The 26369-nt window shown below is 68.5% G+C and carries 26 protein-coding genes; 18 read left to right on the top strand and 8 right to left on the bottom strand.

Annotation, left to right across the window (positions count from 1 at the left end; translation table 11 throughout):
* Window positions 1-64: 64 nt before the first annotated feature.
* Entirely contained in the window at window positions 65-2668 is a 2604-nt protein-coding gene (ligD, locus tag ACEN9G_RS30865; protein ID WP_413340794.1) for a DNA ligase D, read from the top strand.
* 35 nt (window positions 2669-2703) lie between these two features.
* Here the strand turns inward: ligD and ACEN9G_RS30860 are convergent, their stop codons facing one another.
* Genes ACEN9G_RS30860 through ACEN9G_RS30850 form a run of 3 tightly spaced genes read right to left on the bottom strand, consistent with a single transcriptional unit; the run spans window position 2704 to window position 5070 of the window.
* Window positions 2704-2976, bottom strand: a complete 273-nt coding sequence (locus ACEN9G_RS30860) for a hypothetical protein (protein ID WP_413340792.1) — start codon at window positions 2974-2976, stop codon at window positions 2704-2706.
* On the bottom strand, window positions 2977-4080 hold the full coding sequence (ku, locus tag ACEN9G_RS30855; RefSeq protein WP_413340790.1) for a non-homologous end joining protein Ku: 1104 nt from the start codon (window positions 4078-4080) through the stop codon (window positions 2977-2979).
* An 18-nt stretch (window positions 4081-4098) separates the two neighbouring features.
* The gene (locus tag ACEN9G_RS30850) at window positions 4099-5070 is read right to left on the bottom strand and encodes an SDR family oxidoreductase (RefSeq protein ID WP_413340788.1); all 972 of its coding nucleotides are present in this window, start codon (window positions 5068-5070) and stop codon (window positions 4099-4101) included.
* 147 nt (window positions 5071-5217) lie between these two features.
* Between ACEN9G_RS30850 and ACEN9G_RS30845 the strand changes: the two genes are divergently transcribed.
* The 11 genes from ACEN9G_RS30845 to ACEN9G_RS30795 all read left to right on the top strand — a co-directional run bounded on the left by ACEN9G_RS30845 (window position 5218) and on the right by ACEN9G_RS30795 (window position 14376).
* Window positions 5218-6654, top strand: coding sequence for a GGDEF domain-containing protein (locus ACEN9G_RS30845; RefSeq protein ID WP_495605502.1), 1437 nt, complete (start codon window positions 5218-5220; stop codon window positions 6652-6654).
* Window positions 6655-6668: 14 nt separating this feature from the next.
* Entirely contained in the window at window positions 6669-8336 is a 1668-nt protein-coding gene (locus ACEN9G_RS30840) for a SulP family inorganic anion transporter (protein WP_483127499.1), read from the top strand.
* 91 nt (window positions 8337-8427) lie between these two features.
* On the top strand, window positions 8428-8589 hold the full coding sequence (locus ACEN9G_RS30835; protein ID WP_156133696.1) for a hypothetical protein: 162 nt from the start codon (window positions 8428-8430) through the stop codon (window positions 8587-8589).
* Between the two features lie 254 nt (window positions 8590-8843).
* On the top strand, window positions 8844-9668 hold the full coding sequence (locus ACEN9G_RS30830; RefSeq protein ID WP_483127498.1) for an urease accessory protein UreD: 825 nt from the start codon (window positions 8844-8846) through the stop codon (window positions 9666-9668).
* Window positions 9669-9677: 9 nt separating this feature from the next.
* Entirely contained in the window at window positions 9678-9980 is a 303-nt protein-coding gene (locus ACEN9G_RS30825) for an urease subunit gamma (RefSeq protein WP_413344107.1), read from the top strand.
* A 7-nt stretch (window positions 9981-9987) separates the two neighbouring features.
* Window positions 9988-10305: an urease subunit beta gene (locus ACEN9G_RS30820; RefSeq protein ID WP_413344106.1), complete on the top strand. Its 318-nt coding sequence runs from the start codon at window positions 9988-9990 to the stop codon at window positions 10303-10305.
* On the top strand, window positions 10306-12006 hold the full coding sequence (gene ureC, locus ACEN9G_RS30815; protein ID WP_413344105.1) for an urease subunit alpha: 1701 nt from the start codon (window positions 10306-10308) through the stop codon (window positions 12004-12006).
* A 15-nt stretch (window positions 12007-12021) separates the two neighbouring features.
* Window positions 12022-12531: an urease accessory protein UreE gene (gene ureE / locus ACEN9G_RS30810; RefSeq protein ID WP_413344104.1), complete on the top strand. Its 510-nt coding sequence runs from the start codon at window positions 12022-12024 to the stop codon at window positions 12529-12531.
* Window positions 12528-13193 (top strand): urease accessory protein UreF, encoded by a 666-nt coding sequence (locus ACEN9G_RS30805; RefSeq protein WP_413344103.1) that lies wholly within the window; start codon window positions 12528-12530, stop codon window positions 13191-13193. The genes ureE and ACEN9G_RS30805 overlap by 4 nt, the downstream gene beginning before the upstream one ends.
* 13 nt (window positions 13194-13206) lie before the next feature.
* On the top strand, window positions 13207-13818 hold the full coding sequence (ureG, locus tag ACEN9G_RS30800) for an urease accessory protein UreG (RefSeq protein ID WP_413344101.1): 612 nt from the start codon (window positions 13207-13209) through the stop codon (window positions 13816-13818).
* A gap of 12 nt (window positions 13819-13830) precedes the next feature.
* Window positions 13831-14376: a HupE/UreJ family protein gene (locus ACEN9G_RS30795; protein WP_495605501.1), complete on the top strand. Its 546-nt coding sequence runs from the start codon at window positions 13831-13833 to the stop codon at window positions 14374-14376.
* On the opposite strand, the gene ACEN9G_RS30790 is transcribed toward ACEN9G_RS30795, so the two are convergent.
* Window positions 14350-14982, bottom strand: coding sequence for a 1-acyl-sn-glycerol-3-phosphate acyltransferase (locus ACEN9G_RS30790; RefSeq protein WP_413345846.1), 633 nt, complete (start codon window positions 14980-14982; stop codon window positions 14350-14352). The two genes, ACEN9G_RS30795 and ACEN9G_RS30790, sit on opposite strands and share 27 nt — an antisense overlap.
* A 160-nt stretch (window positions 14983-15142) precedes the next feature.
* On the opposite strand from ACEN9G_RS30790, the gene arsC reads away from it, so the two are divergent.
* The 5 genes from arsC (at window position 15143) to ACEN9G_RS30765 (ending at window position 20876) form a co-directional block, all read left to right on the top strand.
* The gene (arsC, locus tag ACEN9G_RS30785) at window positions 15143-15490 is read left to right on the top strand and encodes an arsenate reductase (glutaredoxin) (RefSeq protein WP_413345844.1); all 348 of its coding nucleotides are present in this window, start codon (window positions 15143-15145) and stop codon (window positions 15488-15490) included.
* Between the two features lie 100 nt (window positions 15491-15590).
* Window positions 15591-17069 (top strand): glycoside hydrolase family 30 protein, encoded by a 1479-nt coding sequence (locus ACEN9G_RS30780; RefSeq protein ID WP_483127497.1) that lies wholly within the window; start codon window positions 15591-15593, stop codon window positions 17067-17069.
* 173 nt (window positions 17070-17242) lie between these two features.
* A complete protein-coding gene (gene fusA, locus ACEN9G_RS30775; RefSeq protein ID WP_413343291.1) occupies window positions 17243-19351 on the top strand; it encodes an elongation factor G in 2109 nt (702 codons plus the stop codon).
* Between the two features lie 148 nt (window positions 19352-19499).
* Entirely contained in the window at window positions 19500-20330 is an 831-nt protein-coding gene (locus ACEN9G_RS30770) for an aldo/keto reductase (protein ID WP_413343292.1), read from the top strand.
* A 177-nt stretch (window positions 20331-20507) separates the two neighbouring features.
* Window positions 20508-20876 carry a hypothetical protein gene (locus ACEN9G_RS30765; RefSeq protein ID WP_413343294.1) on the top strand — a complete coding sequence of 123 codons (369 nt, stop codon included), beginning with the start codon at window positions 20508-20510 and terminating at the stop codon, window positions 20874-20876.
* A 29-nt stretch (window positions 20877-20905) separates the two neighbouring features.
* Here ACEN9G_RS30765 and ACEN9G_RS30760 read toward each other — a convergent pair whose 3' ends face one another.
* Window positions 20906-21265 carry an acyl-CoA thioesterase gene (locus ACEN9G_RS30760; RefSeq protein WP_413343296.1) on the bottom strand — a complete coding sequence of 120 codons (360 nt, stop codon included), beginning with the start codon at window positions 21263-21265 and terminating at the stop codon, window positions 20906-20908.
* Between the two features lie 117 nt (window positions 21266-21382).
* On the bottom strand, window positions 21383-22249 hold the full coding sequence (locus ACEN9G_RS30755) for an endonuclease/exonuclease/phosphatase family protein (protein WP_483127496.1): 867 nt from the start codon (window positions 22247-22249) through the stop codon (window positions 21383-21385).
* Window positions 22250-22379: 130 nt separating this feature from the next.
* On the opposite strand from ACEN9G_RS30755, the gene ACEN9G_RS30750 reads away from it, so the two are divergent.
* The gene (locus ACEN9G_RS30750; RefSeq protein ID WP_413341835.1) at window positions 22380-22760 is read left to right on the top strand and encodes a hypothetical protein; all 381 of its coding nucleotides are present in this window, start codon (window positions 22380-22382) and stop codon (window positions 22758-22760) included.
* A 19-nt stretch (window positions 22761-22779) separates the two neighbouring features.
* On the opposite strand, the gene ACEN9G_RS30745 is transcribed toward ACEN9G_RS30750, so the two are convergent.
* A complete protein-coding gene (locus tag ACEN9G_RS30745; RefSeq protein WP_483127495.1) occupies window positions 22780-23598 on the bottom strand; it encodes a hypothetical protein in 819 nt (272 codons plus the stop codon).
* Window positions 23599-23600: 2 nt separating this feature from the next.
* Entirely contained in the window at window positions 23601-26252 is a 2652-nt protein-coding gene (pepN, locus tag ACEN9G_RS30740; RefSeq protein ID WP_413341838.1) for an aminopeptidase N, read from the bottom strand.
* Window positions 26253-26369: the final 117 nt, after the last annotated feature.

Below are 26369 nucleotides of genomic sequence, written 5' to 3'. Positions count from 1 at the left end.
CCAGCGAACAGTCGCGTCTGCAGCTACTGCCTACACTAAGGCAAATTGCTGCAGAGGTGATGCCATGCCCGACCCGTTAAAGCTGTACAAGGCCAAGCGCGATTTCAAGATCACTGCCGAGCCCGCAGAGGGTGGGGAGGTCAGCAAGGGCCTTCTCACCTTCGTGATCCAGAAGCACTGGGCTTCCCGCCTGCATTACGATTTCCGTCTGGAACTGGACGGCGTCATGAAGAGCTGGGCCGTACCGAAAGGCCCCAGCTACGATACCCACGACCGGCGCATGGCCGTGCACGTGGAAGACCATCCCATCTCGTATTCCGATTTCGAAGGCACCATCCCGCCGCACCAGTACGGCGCAGGCAAGGTCATCATCTGGGATAAAGGGACGTGGGAGCCCGTCGGCGACCCGCGCCAGGGTTATAAGAAAGGTGAGATCAAGTTCGAGATGCACGGCCACAAGATGCACGGCCGCTGGGTGCTCGTGCGGCTGCGCGGCCACGAGGACGACAAGCAGGAACCGTGGCTGCTCATCAAGGAAAACGACGAATACGCGAGGCCGGCCGCCGAATTCTCCGTCGTCGACGAATTCCCCGACAGCGTGAAGGACCTGCCGATGCCGGAGCATGGCGCCGAGGTGAAGGTGGAGGAACTGAAGGCCGACAAGTCGGCGCCCGGAAAGGCGGCGAAACCGAAGCGCGGCGTCATGCCCGCCGGCGCCGTCAAGGCCGACCTGCCGGAGACGCTGACGCCCGAACTGGCGACGCTCGTCGACGGCCCGCCCGCCGATCCGGAAAACTACATCTACGAAATCAAGTTCGACGGCTACCGCATGGTCGCGCGCGTGCAGGGCAAGGACGTCCGCCTCGTCACGCGCAACGGCAACGACTGGACCGACAAGCTGAAACCGCTGCAGCAGGAAATCCGCCGGATGAAACTGCCGGACGGCTGGTACGACGGCGAGATCGTCGTCCACGACGAGAACGGCAAGCCGAATTTCAACCTGCTGCAGCTGGCGTTCGACGGCTCCAACAGCGCGCAAATCGTTTATTTCATATTCGACGCCCCGTACTTCAAGGGCTACGACATGCGCGACGTGCGGCTCGACGAGCGGCGTCCGTTGCTGCAGGAGGCGCTGGCGGCGCGGCCGTCGGACACGGTGCGCTTCTCCGCCGAATTCGGGACGGACCCGGCGCAGCTCGTCGTGGCCGCGTGCCAGATCGGCCTGGAAGGCGTGATCGGCAAGCGCAAGGACTCGCGCTACGTCACGCGCCGCTCGCCCGAGTGGATCAAATTGAAATGCGGCCAGCGCCAGGAATTCGTCATCGGCGGCTACACCGATCCGCATGGCGCCCGCACGGGCATCGGCTCGCTGCTGCTCGGGTACTACGACAAGGACGGCGTGCTGCGCTACGCCGGCAACTGCGGCAGCGGGTTCAACGGCGCCTCGCTGCGCCACATGCGCGAGGTGCTGGAAGCGATCGAGACGGACGAGAATCCGTTCCCGGCGCGCGCCGTGCCGGGACGGACGAACCACTGGGTGAAGCCGGACCTGGTCGCGGAAGTCAGCTTCTCGGAATGGACGGCCACCGACTCCATCCGCCACCCCGTGTTCCAGGGCCTGCGCAAGGACAAGCCGGCGAAGAGCGTCGTGCGCGAACTGCCCAGGCACATGCAGGAGGCACCCGTGGAAAATGCGAAACCCGCCCCTGAACAGACGACGAACAAGCGGACGGCCAAGAAGGCCGAGCCGGAGAACGGCTTGCCGGGCAATCTGCCCGCCACGTTCAAGGTCACGCACGGCGAGCGCGTGATGGATGCGGAAAGCGGCGTCACCAAGGTCGAGATGGTGCGTTACTACGCGCTGGTCGGCGAACTGATGATGGAACACCTGAAGGGGCGCCCGGTCTCGCTGGTGCGCGCGCCCGACGGCATCGGCAAGGAGCTGTTCTTCCAGAAGCACGTCGCGGACACCGCGAAGATGCCCGGCGTCGCGCAGATGGACCAGGCGCTCGACCCGGACCACCCGCGCATGACGGAGATCGCGACGATCGAAGGCCTGCTGTCCAGCGCGCAATGGAACGTCGTCGAGATCCACAGCCAGAACGCGACGTCGAAACACTACGACACGCCGGATCGCATGGTGTTCGACCTCGACCCGGGCGAGGGCGTCGAGTTTGCGAAGGTGCGGGAAGCGGCCCAGCTGGTGCGCGCGTTCCTGGAGGAGCTGGGGCTGAACCCGTTCCTCAAGACGAGCGGCGGCAAGGGCCTGCACGTCGTCGTGCCGCTGAAGCCGAAGCTGGACTGGGACACGGTGAAGGATTTCTCGCGCGCGATCGTGACGCATCTCGCGAAGACGATCCCGGACCGCTTCTCCGCCAAGAGCGGCGCGAAGAACCGCGTGGGCCGCATCTTCATCGACTACCTGCGCAACGGGCGCGGCGCGACGACGGTGGCCGCGTGGTCGGCGCGCGCGCGTCCGGGCCTGGGCATCTCCGTGCCCGTGCGCTGGGAAGAACTGCCGAAGCTGAAGTCGGGCAGCCAGTGGACAGTCAAGAACGTGCACACCCGGCTGGACGAGGGCAATGCGCCGTGGGCGGACTACGACAAGAGCGCGGTCACGCTGACCAGGGCGATGAAGGCGCTGGGGTTCAAGGCGGAGAAAAAATGATCGTCGCCCCCGCGGAGGCGGGGGCACAAGCGCTGCTAGGCGCCGGCGGCCTTGTCGTCCGCCGGATCCCCCCGCTCGTTGCGGAAGATCGCGCGCACGTTCATGGCGGCGAGGCCGGCCTGCAGCGCGATCAGCGCCCACGCCTCGTCGTGCACGCCCCACACGATCCACAACACATTACTCAGGATGAAGGTCCAGAACCCGACCACGCGTTTCTTCGCGTGCCGGGCGCCGACGAGGAAGGCGGCCACTAGCGTGACCGCCATCGCGGGCCATTGCAGCAGGTCCAGCAGCGTATCCGGATCCACTCAGGCGGCCTTCCTGCGCCGGGCGGGCGCCGCTTTCGCTGCGGGTTTTGGCGCGGCTTTCGCGGCGGTTTTCTTTGCCGCCGTCTTCGCCGCCGTCTTCGTCGCGGCCGACTTGGCCGCTGTCGTGCCCGCTGACGTACGTTTTGCGCTCGCGTGCGTGGCCGCATGCGAAGGCGCCTTGCGCGCGCGTGGCGGAGGCCGATTGCCCGTGTCCTTGTCGGTATCCTCGTCGTCCTCAGACGGTTTCCTCGACTTGCGCGGCGGCGGTTCGTCGTCGTCATCGTCGTCCGCCGCGGCGGCTTTGGAAGGCTTCTTGCCGAGGCTGGCCTGCAGCAGCGAGACGAGGTCGATGACGTTCGACTTGGCGGGTTTCTCTTCTTCCGGTTCCGGTTCGGTGAGCGTCTTGGTCTGGTTGGCGGCGACCTTCTTCTTGATCAGCGCCATCACGTCCTCGCGGTACGTGTCGCGGTACTGCTGCGGCTTCCACTTCTCGCTCATGCCTTCGACGAGCGCCCTCGCCATCTGCAATTCCTTCTCCGTGACCTGCGCGGCCTTCGAGTCCGCCGCCGGGATCTTCAGCTCGTCGGTGGGACGGATCTCGTCCGGGTAGCGCAAGGTGTTCAGCACGATGGTGTCGCCCACGCAGACGAGGGCGGCGAGGTGCTGCTTGACGCGGATGACGACGTTGGCGATACCGATCTTGCCGACGTCGCGCAAGGTCTCGCGCAGCAGCGCATAGACCTTGTCGCCGCCCTTGCCTGGCGCGAGGTAGTAGGGCTGTTCGTAGTAGATCAGCGGGACCTGTTCGGCGTTCACGAACGCGAGGATGTCGATGGTCTGCGTCGCGTCCGGGTTGGCGCGGCGCAGGTCTTCGTCGGACAGGACGACATATTCGCCGTCGCTGTATTCATAGCCCTTGACGATGTCGTCCCAGGACACCTCCTTGCCGGTCGCCTTGTTGTAGCGCTTGAAGCCGATCGGCGCGAAGTCGCGCCGGTCGAGCATCGACAGGTCGAGCCCCTGGTCGCTCGCCGCCGGATACATCTCGACCGGGATGTGCACCAGCCCGAAGCTGATCGCACCTTTCCACATGCTGCGTGCCATCTGGAGCTCTCCTCGAGGTTATTCGCCCACCGATCCCGTGATCGGGAGCACGACGCCGGTCACATAGCCGGAGCAGACGTTCGAGGCCAGGTAGACGTACGCCGGCGACAGCTCTTCCGGCTGCGCGGGACGGCCGAACGTCGTACTCTGGCCGAACTTGGTGATGTCTTCCGGCGACTGGTCGGCCGGGTTCAGCGGCGTCCACACGGGGCCCGGCGCGACGGCGTTCACGCGGATGCCCTGGTCCAGCAGGTTGGCGGCGAGGGACATGGTGAAGGCGTGGATGGCGCCCTTGGTCGTCGAATAGTCGAGCAGCTTCTTCGACCCCTTCAGGCCCGTCACGGAGCCCGTGTTGATGATCGCGGCGCCGCGCTTCATGTAGGGCAGGCAGGCCTTCGCCATGTGGAAGTAGCCGTAGATATTCGTGCGCATCGTCTCGTCGAAGCGGTCTTCCGTCAGGTCGAGCAGCGACTCGGCGTGTTCCTGGAACGCGGCGTTGTTGACGAGGACATCCAGGCGGCCCCACTTGGCGACGATCTGGTCGACGGCCTGCTGGCAGAATTCCATGTCCTTCACGTCGCCGGCGACCGTCACGCATTTCGTGCCCTCGGCCTCGATCAGGCGCTGCGTCTCGGCCGCGTCCTCGTGTTCGTTCAGGTACAGGATGGCGACGTCGGCGCCTTCGCGCGCGAACAGGATCGCGACGGCGCGGCCGATGCCGGAATCGCCGCCGGTCACGATGGCGACCTGGCCCGCCAGCTTGCCGCTGCCCTTGTAGTGCTCGGCCATGAACTTCGGCTTCAGCTCCATCTGGGCTTCGATGCCCGGCTTGGCCAGGTGCTGGGCGGGGAAGTCGCCGCTGGGCTGCTGGATACCCGTCTGGGCTGCGCCGCCCGACCCCTGGTCACCCTTCTGCATGCTGGCGTCAGCCTGGTCCTGGCGGTTCTGAATGGCCTTCTGCCTGTTCGCTGCGTCGTCCTGTATTGCCATGGTGCTCTCCTTGTGCATGATTCCGCCAGTATTCCCGCCTGAAGGACGCGCTGACGGTGCGCTTCCACACATTGCGAGCATTTGCTGGCCGTTACAGGTGCTTTGTGGCAAACTTGTTAGCGTAACAAAGTATTCCAGAGGTGATTCATGCTGCAGCAGACCGCGATTTACCTGAGTCCGATGGCGCAACGGCGCGCCGAATTCGGGGACGCCTGCGCCTCCCTGTTCGCACGCCTGCACCTGGCCGACAGTGCCGACGTCGCCGCGAGCCTGCTGGCGCGCGAGCAGCCGGACCTGCTCGTGATCGACCTCGACCGCTTCGAGCCCAGCATCGACGCGGAAGCCCTCGGCGACCTCGTCGCCCGCCGTGCCGGCGCGCCCGTGCTGTTGTTATGTCCTTTCGCCGGCGCCGCCTGGCTGCCCGCGCTGATGGCGCACGGCCCCGTGCACTATGCCGTCACGCCGCTCGACGCGGCCGCGCTGCGCGCCGCGGTGAGCACGCGCCTTGCGCAGCCGCAAGCGCCGTCGGGCGCCGCCGCCGGCCTGCGCGCCCTGCTGGACCTGCGCGCCCGCGTGCAGGCCGCGCTCGACGAGGCGGAAGACGCACATACGTTGTCCGAAGCCTTGTGCGCCGCGCTGCGCGCGTGGCCGGGCGTGCTGCATGCGGGCGTCTTCCTGCTCAAGGAGGGCAACGATCTGCAACTGGAAGCCCAGCAGGGACCGGAGGGATTGCTGCTCGGCGCGCTGCTGCAGCGCACGGACCGCCTCCTGCAGGCGCCGCTGCGCCACGCATTCCCCGGCCTGCTGGCCGCGGCGGGCGGCGCGGCCGCGTTGATCGAAGTCCCGGAGCAATCGGGCGAACCGGCGCTGGCGGAAGGGCTGCGCGCGCACGGCGTCGCGATGGCGCTGGGCCTGCCCATTCCCGCCGACGGTCCCGGCACGCCGCGCGGCGCGCTGTCGCTGCTGTTCGGCGCCGCGCGCGCGCTCGCGCCGGACGAGTGGGCGACGTTGCAGGACGTGGCGCGCCTCGCCGCCTTCGGCCTGCGCCTCGTCGCCATCGGCCAGGAAAACGAGCACCTGATGGCGCGCCTCACGTACATCTCGACGACGGATGCGCTGACCGGCGTCGCGAACCGCCGCCACGGCGAGGAATTGCTGGAAAAAGAGATCAAGCGCGCCCGCCGCTACCGCGTGCCGCTCGCGCTGCTGTCGTTCGACATCGACCGTTTCAAGGTGGTCAACGACACGTACGGCTACCCGGTCGGCGACGTGGCGCTGCGCACCGTGGCCGACACGACGCGCGCCGTGCTGCGCGCCAGCGACATCCTCGTGCGTTCGGGCGGCGAGGAATTCCACATCATCGCGCCGCACACGAGCGCCATCGACGGTTTGAAAATGGCGGAAAAGGTGCGCGTGGCGATCGAACAGGCGGAGATTCCCGGCTGCGACCACGTGACGGTGAGCCTCGGCGTGGCCCAGCTGGGCGAGCAGGAAAGCGGCGATTCGCTGACGCAGCGGACCGATGCCGCCCTCGCGCGCGCCAAGCGGGCGGGCCGCAACTGCGTCGAACTGGCGATGCAGTGAACGGCGGCGCGCCGATGCGCACGGTAGCGACGAACCCGCGCCTGCTCGGCTGGCTGCGGACGTATCGCCGCGACGATCTCGCGGGCGACGTGGGCGCCGGCATCGTCGTGGCCATGATGATGATCCCGCAGGGCATGGCCTACGCGCTCGTCGCCGGCCTGCCGCCCGTCGCGGGCCTGTATGCCAGCATCGTGCCGCCGCTGCTGTACGCCCTGTTCGGCACGAGTTCCTCGCAATCCGTCGGGCCGATGGCGATCATCTCGCTGATGACGGCGTCCGCGCTGGCGCCGGAAGCATCGCCGGGCAGCGCGCTGTACGGCATGCTGGCGGCGCAGCTGGCGCTGGTGTCCGGGGTCGTGCTGCTCGCGTGCGGCCTGCTGCGCGTGGGCTACCTCGCCAACTTCTTCTCGCGCCCCGTGATGAGCGGCTTCACGCTGGGCTCCGCCGTCGTCATCTCGCTGGGGCAGGTGCGCACCCTGCTGGGCGGCGCGCTGCCGCACGTGCACGGTCCCAGCGCCGCGCTGGGCGTCGGGAGTATCGCGCTGCTGCTGTTCGCGCGGCGCTGGCTGGCGCCGCTGCTGCGCCGGCTCGGCATGCCGTCCGGCGCGGCCGACGTCGCCGCGCGTCTCGCACCGATGGTGCTCGTCCTGGGCGGCATCGCACTCGTGGCATCGATGCGCCTCGACCGCATGGGCGTGCAGGTGATCGGCGCCGTGCCGGCCGGGCTGCCGGGCCTGAGCCTGGCGACGTCCGCCGCGCATTGGCAGGCGTTGCTGAAACCGTCCCTCCTGATCGGCTTCATGAGCTTCCTGATCGCGATGTCGGGTGCGCAGACGCTCGCGCTGAAGCGCGCGGAAAAACTGCACACGAACCGCGAACTCGTGGGGCTGGGCCTGGCCAACGTCGGCAGCGCGCTGTCCGGCGGCTTTCCCGTGACCGGCAGCCTGTCGCGCTCCGCCGTGAACTTCGCGGCCGGCGCGCGGACCCAGCTGGCGGGCGTGATCACGGCGGCGCTGCTCGCGGGCGCGCTCGTGCTGCCCACCGGCTGGCTGGCGCTGCTGCCGCTGCCCGTGCTGGCGGCGACGATCATCGTCGCCGTGCTCGGCCTGCTGGACTGGTCGACGCTGCGCACCGCATGGAACTACGACCGCGCCGACGCGCTCGCGCTGGTGGCGACGGCCGGCGGCGTCCTGCTGCTCGGGGTGGAGGCGGGCGTCGTGCTGGGGCTGCTGCTGTCGCTGGGGACGATGATCTGGCGCGAGAGCCGGCCTCACATCGCGGTGCTGGGCCGGATTCCGCACACTGAACACTTCCGCAACATCGACCGGTACTCGGCCGAGACGGATCCGAACGTGCTGCTGCTGCGCGTGGACGCGGGGCTGTTCTTCGGGAATATCGAAGCGGTCAGCGAGCGCATCGAGGAAGAACTGGCCGCGCACCGCGAGGCGCGCCATCTGGTGCTCGTGCTGTCGGCCGTGAACGCCATCGACAGTTCGGCGCTGTTCGGGTTGCTCGAATTGAATCGCGCCCTGGCCCGGCGCGACGTCCGCCTGCACCTGGCCGAGGTCAAGGGACCGGTGCTGGACCGCCTGCGCGCGTCGACTTTGTTGAGTGAGCTCAGCGGACGTCTCTTTTTAAGTACAGCAAATGCCTGGAATGCCCTCGCACGGCACGACACGTGATTGCAAGCAAATCCCAGCTGTGGCAGGATGGAACCACGGTTTTAGAGAAAAGGTGGATATCATGCCGCGCCCAAGTACTATCGTTATTCTGTTGTCAACCGTCGCCTTGCTCGCCCTCGGCTTCGCCGCCGCTGTCCCGGCCGGCATCGCCCTGGCGCTGACGTTCGAACTGGCCGCCTACAAGCGTGCCGCCGACCGCGAACGCGCCCTGCGTCCGGTCCGCATCGCCCGCCCGCTGCGCCGCCGCCGCTGATTTTTTTCAGCCCTGGTTCGCCCGCTTGACCGGTGCTTTCGCCGGTCCGGCCCGCGGACACCCTCCGATTTCCTCACCTGGTCGCCGCGCGCGGCCCTCTGTCGGCTTCACCTTTGACGTTGCCGAAATCATATTGATCACCTGATCCGGGCGTGCGCCTGCACCGTTCCGGTGCCGCCGGTGCCGTGCTGGTGCGCCGCGTCCGCGCGTTCCTCTGTCCCGCGAGTGGCACGCATCGTGCTAACTCATCGGGTATGCCCTTCGACGACCCGACCTGCACCTCCTGGCACGCATCCCTGCGTCTCGGCTTCGCCCGCGACGGCGGCTGCACGCGGCTCGTCCGGCGCGAGCACCGCGGGCCGCTGCGCGTGCAGAAGGCGTTGTATCCCGAAGGGCCGGGAACCTGCCACGTGATCGTCGTGCACCCGCCCGGCGGCATCGTGGGCGGCGACCGGCTCGACATCGCGCTCGACGTGCCGGCCGGCTGCCACGTGCTGGCCACGTCGCCCGGCGCCGCGAAGTGGTATCGCGCCAACGGCCGCATGTCGCGCCAGGACGTGCGCCTGGCCGCCGGTCCCGGCGCCGCGATCGAATGGCTGCCGCAGGAAACCATCGTCTACGACGACGCCGAGGTGATGCTCGCGCACGACGTCGACCTGGCCCCGGGCGCCGTCTACATCGGCAGCGAGGTGCTGTGCTTCGGTCGCCGCGCGTCCGGCGAACGTTTTACGCGCGGCCAGGTAGGGCAGCGCACGCGCATCCGCATCGACGGCCGGCCCGTGTGGTGGGAGCAGGGCGGCGCCACGCCCGCGCTGCTCGCGAGCCCGCTGGGCATGGATGGACACAGCGTCTGCGCGACGCTCGTCGCCGTCGGCAGGCCCGTGCCCGCGGGGCTGCGGGACGCGGTGCGCGCCGTCGATCCGGGCCTCGCCGTCAGCCAGGTCAAGCACGTGTTCGTGGCGCGCTTCCTCGGCGACGACGGCGAACGGGCCCGTGCCGCGCTGACGGGGGCGTGGACGGCGTTGCGGCCGCACCTGCTGGACCGGCCGGCCACGCCGCCGCGCATCTGGAATACGTAAAGGATCGCCATGGACCTGACCCCACGCGAAAAAGACAAGCTGCTGATCTTCACGGCCGCGCTGCTGGCCGAACGCCGCCGCGCGCGCGGCCTGAAGCTGAACTACCCGGAAGCCGTCGCGCTGATCACGGCCGCGATCATGGAAGGCGCCCGCGACGGCCGCAGCGTGGCCGAGCTGATGAGCGAGGGCACCATGATCCTGGCGCGCGCCGACGTGATGGACGGGGTGCCGGAGATGATCCCGGACATCCAGGTCGAAGCCACGTTCCCGGACGGCAGCAAGCTCGTCACCGTCCACAACCCAATCCCGTGAGCGCCCCATGATCCCCGGCGAATACTTCCTCGAGAATGGCGACATCGTCATCAACGCGGGCCGCCCCACGGTGACGCTCGTCGTCGCGAACGCGGGCGACCGTCCCGTGCAGGTGGGCTCCCATTATCACTTTTACGAATCGAACGACGCGCTGCAGTTCGAGCGCGAGCTGGCGCGCGGCATGCGCCTGAACATCGCGGCCGGCACCGCCGTGCGCTTCGAGCCGGGTCAGCGGCGCACCGTCGAGCTGGTGGCGTTGAGCGGCGCGCGCATCGTGCATGGCTTCCAGGGCCTGATGGGCGGCCCACTCGATGGAGGCGCCTGAATGGCCACGATCTCCCGCCAGGCCTATGCCGACATGTACGGACCAACGACGGGCGACCGCATCCGCCTCGCCGACACGGAGCTCGTCATCGAAATCGAAAAGGATTACGCCATCTACGGCGAGGAAGTGAAATTCGGCGGCGGCAAGGTGATCCGCGACGGCATGGGCCAGTCGCAGCGCGTGCGCGCGGACGTGATGGACACGGTGATCACGAACGCCGTCATCGTCGACCACTGGGGCATCGTCAAGGCCGACATCGGCATCAAGGATGGCCTGATCGCCGCCATCGGCAAGGCCGGCAACCCGGACATCCAGCCCGGCGTGACGATGGCCATCGGCGGCGCGACGGAAATCATCGCGGGCGAAGGCATGATCGTCACCGCGGGCGGCGTCGACACGCACATCCACTTCATCTGCCCGCAGCAGATCGACGAGGCCCTGATGTCCGGCATCACGACGATGCTGGGCGGGGGCACCGGCCCCGCCGTCGGCACCGCCGCGACGACGTGCACGCCGGGCGCGTGGCATATCCATTCGATGCTGATGGCGGCCGACGCGTTCCCGATGAACCTCGGCTTCTTCGGCAAGGGCAACGTGAGCCAGCCGCGGCCCCTCGAAGAACAGGTCGAGGCCGGCGCCGTCGGCCTGAAGCTGCACGAGGACTGGGGCAGCACGCCGGCCGCGATCGACAATTGCCTGTCCGTCGCCGAGCGCATGGACATCCAGGTCGCGCTGCACTCCGACACGCTGAACGAGGCCGGCTTCCTGGAGTCCACGCTGGCCGCGTTCAAGGGCCGCACGATCCACACGTTCCACACGGAGGGGGCGGGCGGCGGGCACGCGCCGGACATCATCGCCGCGGTCGGCCAGGACAACGTGCTGCCGTCGTCGACGAACCCCACGCGCCCGTACACGATCAACACGCTGGACGAGCACCTCGACATGCTGATGGTCTGCCACCACCTCGACCCCGCCATCGCGGAAGACGTGGCGTTCGCGGAATCGCGCATCCGCCGCGAGACCATCGCCGCCGAAGACATCCTGCACGACCTGGGCGCCATCTCGATGATGTCGTCGGATTCGCAGGCGATGGGCCGCGTGGGCGAGACCATCATGCGCACGTGGCAGACGGCGCACAAGATGAAGGTGCAGCGGGGCCCGCTCGAAGGCGATCTGTCCCGCAGCGACAACGCGCGCGTAAAACGCTACGTGGCCAAGTACACGATCAACCCGGCCATCGCGCACGGCCTGTCGCACGCGGTGGGCTCGCTGGAACCGGGGAAGATCGCCGACATCGTGCTGTGGCGGCCCGCGTTCTTCGGCGTGAAGCCGTCGATGATCCTGAAAGGCGGGATGATCGCGGCGAGCCTGATGGGCGACCCGAACGCGTCGATCCCGACGCCGCAGCCCGTGCACTATCGCCCGATGTTCGGTGCATTCGGCGGGGGACTCCGCAAATCGTTCACGTTCGTGTCGCAGGCGGCATTCGACCTCGGCATCGCGCGCGAGCTGGGACTGGCGAAGACCGTGATCCCGGTGCGCGGCACGCGCGGATTGCGCAAGCGCGACATGGTCCACAACGGGGCCACGCCGCACATGGAAGTGGATCCGGAAACGTACGAGGTGCGCGCCGACGGGCGCCTGCTCGTATGCGAGCCGGCCAGGGTGCTGCCCCTCGCGCAGCGGTATTTCCTGTTCTGATCATCGGGAGCCACCATGATGTCACTGCATACGAAGATCGCCCACGCGGACACCGTCCACGACCTGCTCGAGTTGCCGTACGACCAGCGCGAACGCTGCCGCCAGCGCGCGCGGCTCGCGTCCGGCGAGGAAGTCGCGCTGTTCCTGGTGCGCGGCACCGTGCTGCGCGACGGCGACCTGCTGACGGGGGAAGATGGGCGCGTCGTGCGGGTCGTCGCCGCGGCGGAGCCGACCTATCTCGTGCGCTGCGCGAACCCGACGCTGCTCGCGCGCTGCGCCTTCCACCTCGGGAACCGCCACGCGCAGACGCAGGTCGGGACGGGCTGGCTGCGCATCCGCGTCGATCCGGTGCTGAAGGACATGGTGGCGGGCCTGGGCGCGCACGTCGAGGAAGAGCTGGCGAAGTTCGAACCGGAAGCGGGCGCGTATGCGGGCGGCCACGGTCACGGCCATCACGACCACGGCGGCGGCCTGCTGGCGCCCGTGCCGCTGCGGCAAAAGATCCACCGGCCGGCGGACCTATGAACGCCGCGAGCCTGCTGCACCTGCTGCAGTTCGCGAGCCCGGCGCTGCCGATCGGCGGCTACAGCTATTCGCAGGGCCTGGAGACTGCCATCGAGGAAGGCCGCGTGCACGATGCGGTGAGCGCGCATGCGTGGCTCGTGCGCTATCTCGACCAGGTGCTGGCGCGCTGGGACGCGCCGCTGCTGTGGCGTTTGTTGAACGCGTTCGCCGCGCGCGATGCCGCCGGCGTCGACGAGTGGAGCGCCTGCTTCCTCGCGTCGCGCGACACGGCCGAGTCGCGCGCGGAGACCGTCCAGATGGGCTATTCGCTCACGCGGCTGATCGCGGAGCTGGGCGTCGCCGACGTGAGCCTGCTGGGCGACGAGGTGACGCTGCCGGCGGCCTATGCATGCGCCGTCGACGCGCTCGACATCCCGCACGAGGAGGCGCTGCTGGCGCTGCTGTTCGCGTGGGCCGAGAACCAGGTGCTCGTGTGCGTGAAGTCGGTGCCGCTGGGGCAGGTGGCGGGGCAGCGGCTGCTGCTGTCGCTGCGGCCCGATCTCGAACGCGCGGCCGCCACCGCTCGCGCCTTGCCCGATGCGGACCTGTCGAACTGGTCGCCCGGCCTGTCCATGCTGTCGATGCGGCACGAGGTGCAGCATGGGCGGTTGTACCGTTCCTGAAAGAGGTAAAGCAATGACATCGAATCCCCTGCGGGTGGGCATCGGCGGTCCGGTCGGTTCCGGCAAGACGGCGCTGTGCGAGATGCTGTGCCGGCGCATGCGCGACCGCTACGACATGGCCGTGATCACCAACGACATCTACACGCGCGAAGACATGGAGATCCTGCTGCGCGCGCATGCGCTGCCGCCCGAGCGGCTGATGGGCGTGGAGACGGGCGGGTGCCCGCACACGGCGATCCGCGAGGATGCGTCGATCAACCTGGAAGCCATCGCGCGGCTGCAGGCCGACTTTCCGGCACTGGAACTGGTGCTGGTGGAATCCGGCGGCGACAACCTCGCGGCCACGTTCAGCCCCGAGCTGTCGGACCTCACCCTGTACGTCATCGACGTGGCGGGCGGCGAAAAGATCCCGCGCAAGGGCGGGCCGGGCATCACGCGCTCCGACCTCCTCATCATCAACAAGACGGACCTCGCGCCGCACGTGGGCGCCGACCTGGACGTGATGGCGCGCGACGCACGGCGCCAGCGCGGGGCGCGGCCGTTCGTGTTCACGAACCTGCGTACGGGCGAGGGCGTGGACACCGTCGTTTGCTTCATCCGCGAGCAGGGATTACTTGACCAATGAAAGGGGAAAGCCATGAAATGGAACGACAACACGAACATCCGCGTGCGTCATGAAGGCCCGTGCCCGCGTCCGTCCACGCGCCTGGGTGGCGCGGTCGCCGCGCTTGCGACCCTTGCCGTGGCGCTGCCCGCGGCCGCGCATCCGGGCCATCCCGACGGCGGCTTCACGGCCGGCCTGCTGCATCCGTTGACGGGGCTGGATCACCTGTGCGCGCTGCTGGCGGTCGGCGCGGCCTGCGCCGGCGCGGGCCTCGTGCTGCCCGCGCTGGAGACGTCGATCGCCGCGACCGTGCTGCTGCTGGGCGCCCTGGTTGCGTGCGCGCCGGGCCTGCAGCGGCGCCTGCCGCCGCAGGTGGCGATCGTCGTCGTGGGGGGATGCGCGTTCCTGCACGGGCTGGCGCACGGGCGGGAACTGGCGGGGATGGCGAGCGGCGCCGGCTTCCTCGTCGCGAGCGCCCTGCTGATGCTGGCCGGCGCGTTGCCGGGGGAACGCGTGCGCCGGATGGCTGGCGCCGCGATCGGCGCGGCCGGCTTATACCTGCTTGCGGGCGTCGCCTGAACGCGATCCTGGGTCGGTCAGGCGGATCGGCGCCGCGTTCTCCGGATACAGCGCGCGCACGCCGTCGTACGCCTGCGCGATGGCGGCCATGTCGACCGCCTCGTCGCCCGTCATCGTCAGCGTACGCGTGACGTCGATGACCTTCTTGCCGTAGTCGAGCGCGACGAGCAGCACCGGCACGTCGGCGGCGAGCGCGATGCGATAGAAACCGCTCTTCCAGTGCGGCCGGTAGCTGCGCGTGCCTTCCGGCGTGATGGCGAGCCAGAACCAGTCGGCCGCGTGCATCGTCTGCGCGAGGCGCCGGATCGCGCCCTGCGGCGAGCTGCGGTCGACGGCCACGCCGCCCCAGTAGCGCATCAGGGCGCCCATCGGGCCGCGGAACAGCGAATCCTTGGCGAGCCAGCGGAACTGGATGCCGACGGCCCACTTGGCCAACAGGCCGATGGGGAAATCCCAGTTCGATGTGTGCGGATACACGACCACGATGCCGTGCGGACCGGGCAGGGGTTTGAAATTCAAGCGCCAGCCGAATGCGTTCAGCAGACGCAGCGCGGCGCGCTGGCGCCAGGTCGGCAACCCCTCGGGGCGCACCAGGTAGTCGTCCATGTTCTCTCCATACGGCAGGCCGCCTGCAAGCAATGATGATTGCGTCTCGGCAAGCAAACCGGGCATTTTATAGCGCTACCAGAAGGCGGACAAGCAAAAAGACTGGAAGCGTTGCGGCCGCGTCGGTATCATCCTTGCCTCTCAAACAAGGATTTTCAAGATGGACATCACGATTTTTCACAATAGCCGCTGCGGCACGTCGCGCACGACCCTGGAGACGATCCGCGCGACCGGCGCCGAACCCCGCGTCGTCGACTATCTCGTCCAGCCGCCGACGCGGGACGAGCTGCAGGACTTGATCGCCCGCGCGGGTTTGCAAGTGCGCGACGCCGTGCGCAGCAAGGAGGCGCTGTTCAAGGAACTCGGCCTGGATGACCCGGCCACGACCGACGACGCGCTGCTCGACGCAATGGTCGCGCATCCGATCCTCATCAATCGTCCGTTCGTCGTCACGACCAAGGGTGTGCGGCTGTGCCGGCCGTCCGAGCTGGTGCGGGAGATCCTTTGACACGTCTTTTGACATCGTGAAACGACGAGTGGTATAGTCGTCCGACTTCGATTGGTAACGTTTCCAATCGCGCGGCCGACAACACACGACAGGAGACACGATGACGACGAGACGAGATGCGATGCGGCTGCTGGGCGCCGCGACACTGATGGGCGGACAGGTGGCCATGGCCGGCCGGACCGCGGCAGCGCCCGCAACCGCCCCGGCGGCCGGCAGCACCGGCTGGCAGGTCGTGACGTCCGCCCCCGGCGCCGACCGCTTCGCCGCGCGTCCGCTCGGCGCCTTCCAGCCGGCGGGCCAGCCGCCCGAGACGGACATCGCCGTCTTCGTCGACACGTCGAAGCGCTACCAGGAAGTGTTCGGCTTCGGCGGCGCCGTCACGGACGCCGTCGCCGAGGTCCACGCGACCCTGACCCCGGCGCAGCAGCAGGCATTCCTGGTGGCGTACTTCGACCCGCGCGCGGGCCTTGGCTACAACATCCTGCGCACGACGATCCACAGTTCCGACTTCGGCAGCGGCAGCTACACGTACGTGCGCGACGGCGACCGGTCGCTCTCATCGTTCAGCATCGCTCCGGACCTGAAGCTGCGCGTGCCGCTGCTGCGCGCCGCGCTGGCGGCCGCGCGCGCCCACGGCACGGACATACGCGTGTTCGCCAGCCCGTGGAGTGCGCCGGCGTGGATGAAGTCGAACAACAGCATGCTCGCGGGCGGCAGCCTGCTGCCCGAGTACCGCGACACGTGGGCGCGCTACGTCGTGAAGTTCGTCCAGGCGTACGAGCAGGCCGGCATCCCGCTGTGGGGCCTGTCGGTGCAGAACGAGCCGATGGCGAAGCAGAAGTGGGAGTCGATGATCTTCAGCGCGGACGAGGAAACGCGCTTCCTCGGCGACCACCTCGGCCCGGCGCTGAAGGCCGCGGGACTCGGCGGCAGGAAAGTCATCGTGTGGGACCACAACCGCGACCTGCTGCCGCAGCGTGCCGCGACGATTCTCGCGGATGCGAAGGCGCGGCCGTACATCTGGGGCGTCGGCTACCACTGGTACGAGACGTGGGCGGGCGGCGAACCCATGCACCGCAACGTCGCCGCCGTGCACGCGGCCTGGCCGGACGTGAACCTGCTGATGACGGAAGGCTGCATCGAGAAATTCGATCCCGCGCGCCTGCAGGACTGGGCCAACGGCGAACGCTACGGCCGCGAGATGATCGCGGACCTGAACGCGGGCTCCAGCGGCTGGGTCGACTGGAACATGCTGCTCGACAGCCGCGGCGGCCCGAACCACAAGAACAATTTCTGCTTCGCGCCGCTGCACGCGAGCGACGACGGCCAGCTCGTGTTCACGCCCATCTACACGGCCATCGGCCACTTCAGCCGCTACATCCGGCCGAAGGCGCGCCGCGTGGGCGCCACGACGAGCCGCAGTACCCTCGACGCGACGGCGTTCCGCAACGCGGACGGGCGCCTCGCCGTCGTCGTCATGAACCGCAGCGACCAGCCGCAGCGCTACCGGTTGTTCGTCGACCGGCAGGAGGTCGCGGTCGAGATACCCGCGCGGGGGCTGCAGACCATCGTCGGCTGATTCATCCGCATCGCATGACGCCACCTGCGTGGGTGTCGCCGCCAGCACGAAAGCCGCACTTCAGTTACATTGTGCGGCTATACCCTCTGTCTTAAGACCGGTTCACGCAGCCCGGCCTTGAAAGTGGGGGTATATGCACTTACATTGGCGTTCCGTATCCACAGGAGATTGTGATGAGCCGTAAGACCCCCATCGAGCGTTACCGCAACATCGGCATCAGCGCCCACATCGATGCCGGCAAGACCACCACCACGGAGCGCATCCTGTTCTACACCGGCGTGAATCACAAGATCGGCGAGGTGCACAACGGCGCGGCGACGATGGACTGGATGGAACAGGAACAGGAACGCGGCATCACGATCACCTCGGCCGCGACGACGGCCTTCTGGAAGGGCATGGGCGGCAACTTCGCCGAGCACCGCATCAACATCATCGACACGCCGGGCCACGTCGACTTCACGATCGAGGTCGAGCGCTCGATGCGCGTGCTCGACGGCGCCGTCATGGTCTACGATTCCGTCGGCGGCGTGCAGCCGCAGTCCGAGACCGTCTGGCGCCAGGCCAACAAGTACAAGGTGCCGCGCATCGCGTTCGTCAACAAGATGGACCGCGTGGGCGCCGACTTCTTCCGCGTCCAGCAGCAGATCAGGGACCGCCTGAAGGGCAACGCCGTGCCGATCCAGATTCCGCTCGGCGCGGAAGAGCACTTCGAGGGCGTGATCGACCTCGTCAAGATGCGCGCGATCCGCTGGGACGACGCGAGCCAGGGCGTGCGCTTCAGCTACGAAGACATCCCGGCCGACCTCGTGCCCGTCGCGGAAAAGTGGCGCGAGACGATGATCGAGGCCGCCGCCGAGGCGACGCCCGAGCTGACGGAAAAATACCTGAACGGCGAAGCCCTGACGGAAGACGAGCTCAAGGCCGCGCTGCGCGCCCGCACGATCGCGGGCGAGATCGTGCCGATGCTGGCCGGCTCCGCGTTCAAGAACAAGGGCGTGCAGGCGATGCTGGACGCCGTCATCGAGTACCTGCCGTCGCCGGTGGACGTGCCCGCGATCGCCGGCCACGACGAGGACGACAAGCCGCTGGAACGCCATCCGTCCGACGACGAGCCGTTCTCCGCGCTCGCCTTCAAGATCATGACCGACCCGTTCGTCGGCCAGCTGACGTTCTTCCGCGTGTACTCGGGCGTCGTGAACTCGGGCGACACCGTGTACAACCCGACCAAGGGCCAGAAGGAACGCCTGGGCCGCATCCTGCAGATGCACGCCAACGAACGCAAGGAGATCAAGGAGGTCTTCGCGGGCGACATCGCGGCGGCCGTGGGCCTGAAGGGCGTGACGACGGGCGATACGCTGTCCGACCCGGACAAGGTCATCGTGCTGGAAAAGATGACGTTCCCGGAACCCGTGATCTCGCAGGCCGTGGAGCCGAAGACGAAGGCCGACCAGGAAAAGATGGGCATCGCGCTGTCGCGCCTCGCGCAGGAAGACCCGTCGTTCCGCGTGCGCACGGACGAGGAATCGGGCCAGACGATCATGTCGGGCATGGGCGAGCTGCACCTGGAAATCCTCGTCGACCGCATGAAGCGCGAGTTCGGCGTCGAGGCGACCGTCGGCAAGCCGCAGGTGGCGTACCGCGAGACGATCCAGAAGGCCGTCGAGAACGTCGAGGGCAAGTTCGTCAAGCAGTCGGGCGGCAAGGGCCAGTACGGCCACGTCGTGCTGAAGCTCGAACCGCTCGAGCCGGGCAAGGGCTACGAGTTCGTCGACGCCATCAAGGGCGGCGTCGTGCCGCGCGAGTTCATCCCCGCGGTCGACAAGGGCATCCAGGAGACGCTGCCGAACGGCGTGCTGGCGGGCTACCCGGTCGTGGACGTGCGCGCGACCCTGACGTTCGGTTCGTACCACGACGTGGACTCGAACGAGAACGCGTTCCGCGTCGCCGCGTCGATGGCGTTCAAGGACGCCATGCGCAAGGCGTCGCCCGAACTGCTCGAGCCGATGATGCAGGTCGAGGTCGAGACGCCCGAGGAATTCACGGGCAACGTGATGGGCGACCTGTCCACGCGGCGCGGCGTCGTGCAGGGCATGGACGAGATCCCGGGCGGCGGCGGCAAGTTGATCAACGCCGTCGTGCCGCTGGCGGAGATGTTCGGCTACTCGACGACCCTGCGGTCGCTGACGCAGGGGCGGGCCACGTACACGATGGAGTTCAAGCACTACGCCGCCGTGCCGAAGCACATCCTCGACCAGATTGCGACGGCCAGGGCGGCCAAATAGCGTCGTCCCCGCGGAGGCGGGGACCCATGCTGACGTTGCGGTTATGCGACTTGCGCAGCATCGCTAGCGCAGTATGGGTTCCCGCCTGCGCGGGAACGACGGTGTTTGATTTTGCGGTATCTTCGTGTTTTCGAATCCGGAGACCACGATGACTCAACTCCCCATCCTCGGCCAGGGCACCTGGAACATGGGCGAGGATCCGTCCGCCCGCGCGGCCGAGGTGGCCGCGCTGCGGCTCGGCCTCGATCTCGGCATGACCCTGATCGACACGGCCGAGATGTATGGCGAAGGCGGTGCCGAGGAAGTGGTCGGCGAGGCCATCGCCGGCCGCCGCGACGGCGTTATCCTCGTCAGCAAGGTCTATCCGCACAATGCCTCGCGCGCGGGCGTGCGCGCCGCGTGCGAGCGCAGCCTGCGCCGGCTGCGCACGGACCATCTCGACCTCTATCTGCTGCACTGGCGCGGTGGTGTGCCGCTGGCGGAGACGCTGGAGGCGTTCGAGCGCCTGCGCGACGAGGGCAAGATCCGCGCTTACGGCGTCTCGAATTTCGACACGGACGACATGCTGGAAGCGACCGCGCTGCCCGGCGGTGCCGGCATCGCGGCGAACCAGGTGTTGTACAACCTGGTCCAGCGCGGCATCGAATGGGATTTGCTGCCGTGGTGCCGCGAGCGCGGCATCCCCGTGATGGCGTACTCGCCGCTGGAATCGACGCCGGCCGAGCAGCGGCCGCTGTTGACCCGCCCGCAACTGGGCGAGGTGGCGCGCCGTCATGGCGTCACGCCGGCCCAGGTGGCGCTGGCGTGGCTGCTGCGCCAGGACGGCGTCGTGACGATCCCGAAGGCCGTGCAGCCGGCCCACGTACGCGCCAACCGCGCCGCGCTCGACCTCGCGCCGCAGCTGACGGCCGACGACCTGGCGCTGCTGGACGCGGGCTTTCCGCCACCCGGCCGGCGCCGGCCGCTCGCGATGCGCTGAACGCGGTTCAGCGTGCCGTCAGAGTCTGCGCCCCTCATCGACGCCGAGTGATGCCAGCGCGCGCCGGCGGTGCTTGATCGCATCGGCCTGGCGGCTGCGCGCACGGAATCTTGCGGCCTCGTTCCACTCGAACGTCGACGGCAGCCGGCCGGACGGTGGACCCACGGACCCGAGACCATGAACATCCAGATCGAAGCCAAGGACATCGTCCTCGTCCTCGTGGGCGTGGCGAGCAGCGTGGTCGCGAGCTATATCTACCGGTATCTGGAAAGCGCCAGTACGGCGTCGCAGGCGCTCGAACGGGACCTCGAGTCCGCCGACCCGGCCATCCGCGACCGTGCGGCACGGCACTGCCTGCTGACGGCCGCGAAATTCTTCGTGTTCGCGAACATCTTCACGGTCGTGTCGGGCGGCGCCTGGATCTTCGGCAACGCCCGGTACGACCTTACGCTGCTGGTGTTGGGGGCCTCGTCGGTAATCGCCATCCTGCTGTTGTGGGGCGCGTTGCGCTGGCTGGTGCGGGCACAGAAGGGAAATGGCGGCTGACGTCCGCGCGGGCGCTGCCCCGCGCCGCGTCACGACGCGGCCTGCGCGTCCACCACCACCGTCATGTACGCGTCCCGGAACGCTTGCGGCATGCGGCGCGGGCGCCCGCTCGACAGTTCGATGCGCACGAGGTCCCAGCGGCCGCGCAGCACCGTCGCGCCGTCGCCCGCGACGAGCCATGTGCCGAGGACGAGCGCCTCGCCGGCAAAGGTCGGCAGCACGTGGTCGTATTCGCCGCGCCGGATCGCCATGGCGCGGTCGAGGCGCCGGTAATCGTCCAGCGACAGGCCCAGCGCCTCCGAGTGGGCCCACGCGGCCTGTTCGCACCAGCGGACGTAGACGGCGTTGTTGGTGTGGTTCAGCCCGTCGATGTCGGCCGCTTCGGGCACGCGGGGCAGGGTGAACGGGTGCGGAAAATCCCAATCCAGGACAAGTCCTTCCCGTTGCTGCGGTGCCGCCTGTTCTACGTCGGCGCGCGCAAAGGCTGGTCTTTACGGCCGGGCTGCTCATGCCAGCTCCAGCAGCAGCGGCTGGTGGTCGGATCCGCTCGCGGCCGTGTCGACGCGGACCGTGTGCACCCGTGGCGCCAGCGCGGGGCTGACGCAGGCGTAATCGAACGTGCAGGGCGGTTCGGCCGTGGTGTCGTGCAGGCCCACGGTCGGCGCATGCGGTTCGCCGGGATGCGCCAGTTCCCAGGCGTCGCGCCACAGCGCGCCACCGTCCGGCCCGGGCGCCAGCAGGCGCGCGTGGCCATCCGAACCGGGCACCATGTTGAAGTCGCCGGCGAGTACGGCGGCGGCGGGATGCGGCAGTGGCGCGAACGGGACGCCGCCCGGACCGTCGGGCGCCGCCGCCGGCGCGCCTGCGCCGCCCGCGTGTGCGAGCGCTTCCGCCTGGAGCTCGCGCAGGTGACCGACCTGGGCCATGCGCTGGCGCGCGGAAAAATACTCGAGGTGGACGTTCAGCACGCGCAGCATGCCGTCCGCCGTCGCGACGACGGTATCGAGGGCGGCGCGGGGCATCGCCGGCACCCCGGGATCGGACGGCCAGGGCAGGGCGTGGCGGCGCACGTGGACGATGTGGCCGCGCGCGAACGTCATGCAGCCGAGGCGGCGCGGGGACCCGTCCGGGTTGCACGCGTCGAGGGCGAACGCGGACGCGGCGTGCAGGTGGTCGAGGCGCCGGGCGAGCCCCGCGAACTGGTCGCCGATGGGGCGGCCGTCGCGCGCGGGCAGGCCGCAGCCGACTTCCTGCAGCAGCAGGATGTCGAAGCGGGCACCGAACGCCAGCACGCGGTCGACGACGCGGTCGAGGTCGGCGCCGTCGTCCGGCGTGCGGGCGCATTGTATGTTCCAGGTAATCAGTGTGAGCATGGCCGTCCTTTCGAGATCGTCAGGCTAGCGCGGCACCGATGCCGCGGACTGATCCAGCTCAGGTGTGCGCAGCGAACTGCCGGAATGGCGTACGGTCTATGGAAATGACGGAGGGGCGGCGATGTACACGATGATTCTTCTGTTGTACCTGCAGCAGGGCCTGGACGTGACGCTCGACCAGGCCAACCTGCGGGGGCAGTACCTGAAGCAGGAGGCGTGTGAAACGGCAGCACGCAGGTTGCGTGGGCCGGTGCCCATCCCCCGCAATTACTCGGCGGCGTGGCAGGACGTCATGTGCATCAAGGTGAACAACAACGTCCGGGTCAACGGGATGAAGCCGATCGACCTGTCCAAGGCGCTGCAGGCGTATGCCCCCCTGCATTGCCAGGCCGAAGGGGCATGGGAACGGATGGCCGAGCTGTGCCGCGCGCCGGAACAGCCGGGCAATGGCGAGGAAGGAGGTGGCGGAGGAGGAAGCGGCGACAGACCTGCCAGGTCGGCACGGCGTTAGCGCAGTCCGGCAACGATCATCAGTCCTGGTTCCACACGACGCCCTTGGGGCAGTCGGTGGCGCCGGCGGCGCCCGCGCTTGCCGCGGTGATCGAGCCGGTACCCGGCATCCCGGCAAGGGGCATGCCGACGCCGCCGGCGCGGCGGCAGCGCACGCGATTGCCCTGGCGGAAGCGGTAGATGACCACGCCGTCCGGCGACGTGTAGGTGTCCGACTGCCAGGTCAGCGTGCGGTCGATGTAGGCGGACTCGACCCCGCGCTGGAAGCGGGCCGCCGGGGTATCGGCTTCGGTCGGCACGCCCGATTTACCCTTGCGAAGTTCACGGTCGACGCGCCCGGCCTGCTGCTTCGCGAGACCGGCCACGAAGCCGCCTTGCGCGGAGCGCGCGTCCGTGTTCGGGGCGACCGGCTGGGCCGTGTCGATGGGGTTGGGCGCGAGGGCGTCCGGCGCCGGTGGTGCAGCGGCGGGCGCGGCGTCGGCAGGTGCGTCGGCACGTATGTCGGCATGCCGGTCGCGCCGGGTGGCGTGCTGTATGTCGTCGTCATCGGCACGGTGCGCGGGTTCGCGCTGCATCGCGGGCGCGGCAATCGACGGCGCGGCCGGCATCGACGGTACGGGCAGCAGGTGCATGTCCGCGTCCAGCGGCGGCCGCGCAGGCTGGGCACGGTCGGTTTGCAGGAGGATCGTCACGGCCCGGGACGGGCGGACGGGAAGGAGGCGCCGTTCCTGCGTCCACAGGAACAGCGCCAGCAGGTGGGCGGCGCACGTGAACGCCAGCACGCCGCGCCGGCGCGCGTCGAACGTGGCGTTGGGCAGCGTGTATGCGCCGTTCCGCATGGTCAGTGCGCGGTCATCGCCTGTTTGATGGTGACGCAGCGCTGCGCGTCCTCCACCGCGTCGACGAGGGCGCGGCGGGTGCCGGCGGACAGGTCCTTGCCGGCGTCGGCCGCCGCTTGCAGGCGCTGGACGCTGGCCGGCGTGCAGCCGGCCGGGATCAGTGCCGGACCGTAGGCGCGCATGAAGACAGGACCGGCCGTCTTGTCGAGCTGCGGCAGGCGTGCAAGACGCGCGCCTGCCGTCTGCTCGCCCAGGCCGTGCTGCTCGGCCGGGTACAGGTGCTCCATCGCCGTGCGCACCTTCGAGAACGGCAGCTTCGTCTGCAGGTCGTGCACGGTGTCCAGCCATTCGGTCTTGACGGCCGGATCGGGGCGGCTGACGACGGCCGCCAGGGCGGCGGCCTGGCCGGCGTCGGACTTGTCGCGCGCCTGCTCGGCGTCGATCAGGGCGGCGGCGCCGGGGTAGTTGTAGCGGTTCAGGCGGCCGATGATCGCCCAGCGCAGATCCTGGTTGATCGCCAGGCCGTCGACCTGTTCCTTGCCGTCGAGGAGGGCGGCGAGGCGGCGCAGCGCGTCCGGCGAGCTGGCGACGTCGACATAGGTGCCGAACCAGCGGCGCTGGAAGTTGTCGTCGCCCTTGCTTGCGAGGGTGCTGGTCCAGGCCATGTCTTCCAGCTGGCGGGTGACCGCCTGGGCGTATGCGGCCTGCGGATCCATCAGGTCGAGATTGCGCTTCGCGCCGAGGACCTTGCCGAGCACGTCGCCGAGTAGTGTGTAGTCTTTTTCCTGCGGCGCATTGTTGAGTGCCGTGGACAGGAAGTCGTTGAGGGCAAGCTTGCCGTCGCGGACGCCGTCCCACAGGCTTTGCCACAGCATGGCGCGCAGCAGTGGGTCGGCAACAAAGGCCAGGTGGCTGCGTGCGCTGTCGAACGAGCGCGGATCGAGCTGGACCTTCACGAAGCCCCAGTCGTCGTAGTTCGGGTAGACGAGGTCCGGGCAGGCCGCGCCGTTCATGGCCGGGACCGGCGTTTTCGCACCCTTGTACGTGACGGCGACGTTGCGTTCGAGCTTGTACGCCTTGCCGTCCAGGCGGAACGCGGCGACCTGCACGCGTTGTTCGCGCAGGGTCGGCAGGGCCTTGCTCTGCGCGGTCTGGGTGAGCGTGAAGCCGGTGACCTTGCCGGCCTTGCAGGTGTAGTTGGCGGCGATCGTGTTGACGCCCGGCTGGTACAGCCATTCCTTCGTCCAGCCCGTCAGGTCGCGGCCGGCGGCCTGGCCGAGGCTGCCGATGAAGTCGTCCAGCTTCGCGTTGCGGTACTGGTATTTGACGAGGTAGTTGTGCACGCCCTTGCGGAACACGTCGGCGCCCAGCAGGTGGCGCAGCTGCATCAGGGTCGACGCGCCTTTGGAATACGTGATGTTGTCGATGTTGTCGAACGCGTTCCGGGTCGACGGCACCGGGACTTCGATCGGGTGCGTGGTGGTGCGCTGGTCCTGTGCGTAGGCGCGCTGCTTGCCTTCCGAATAAAAGGCGCGCCACGCGTCCTTGAACTCCGTGGCCTCGGCCGTCGCCAGCGTGCCCATGAACGACGCGAAGCTTTCGTTCAGCCACAGGCCGTTCCACCACTGCATCGTGACGAGGTCGCCGAACCACTGGTGCGCCATCTCGTGCATGATGACGTAGGCGAGGCGCGCGCGCTGTTCGGCCGTCATGTCGGCCTTGTACATGAAGCCGCGCTCGGCGAACGTGATCGCGGCGGCGTTTTCCATCGCGCCGTACAGGAAGTCCGGCACGAGCACCTGGTCGTACTTCTCGAACTGGTAGGGAATGCCGAAGTAATCGTCGAAGAACGCGAGGCCGGCCTTCGTGTACTTGAACCATTCGGCCGGCTTGACCTGCGCGGCGACCGACTGGCGCGCGAACAGGCGCATCGGGTATTTGCCGCTCGTGTCTTCCCACATCTTGTAGGGACCGGCGTGCATCGAGAAATTGTACGGGCTCAGCTTCCTGGTCTTCGCGAACGTCCAGCGGCGCAGGTCGCCGGCCGGGGCGACGTTCGTCTCGCGCGTGGTCGAGATCACCTGCCAGTCGGCCGGGACGCTCACGGTCACCTGGTATGTGGCCTTCAGGTCGGGCTGGTCGAACACGGCGAACATCTGGTGCGCGGCGGCCGGTTCGAAATGCGAATACGTGTAGACGCGGCCATCGACGGGGTCGACCATGCGGTGCAGGCCTTCGCCGTTCGTGCTGTGGGGACGCTCGTAGGCGACGACGACGGTGTTGCGGCCCTTGACCAGGTCCTGGGCGGGCAGCGTGATGAACCAGCCGTTGTAGCGCGGCGTGACGGTCTTGCCGTTGACGGTCAGCGACTTGATCGTGGCCTTGTCGAGGTCGACGGTGAGCGGGCTGTCCGCATCCTTCAGGTCGAACGCCAGGGTCGTCGTGCCGCTGAACGTCTCCTTGCCGGTGAGCGTGAAATCGAGCAGGTAGTCGACGTTGGACACGCGCGCCGAGCGGGCGGCCGCGTCGAGTTGCGACAGGTAGGCGTTGTCGGCACGCGCCGGGGTGGTGGCAGCATTGACGGCAGGGGATGAGGCAAACGCCAGCGCGGTGGCGACGGCGAGCGGCATCAGGCGGGGGTGGCAGGTCTTCACGGGACTCCTTGCGAGGCTGAACGAAGGCCGCGGCTTGTGGCCACGGCCCGTAGGAATCTCACAAGAATATCATGTCAGCAATAGTATTCGTATCGGTGACGCCTGCGAATGAAGGTT

Source organism: Massilia sp. Masssp94 (assembly GCF_059491305.1).
The sequence above is the reverse complement of the archived record's forward strand: the minus strand, read 5'-3'. Positions and strand labels throughout refer to the sequence as shown.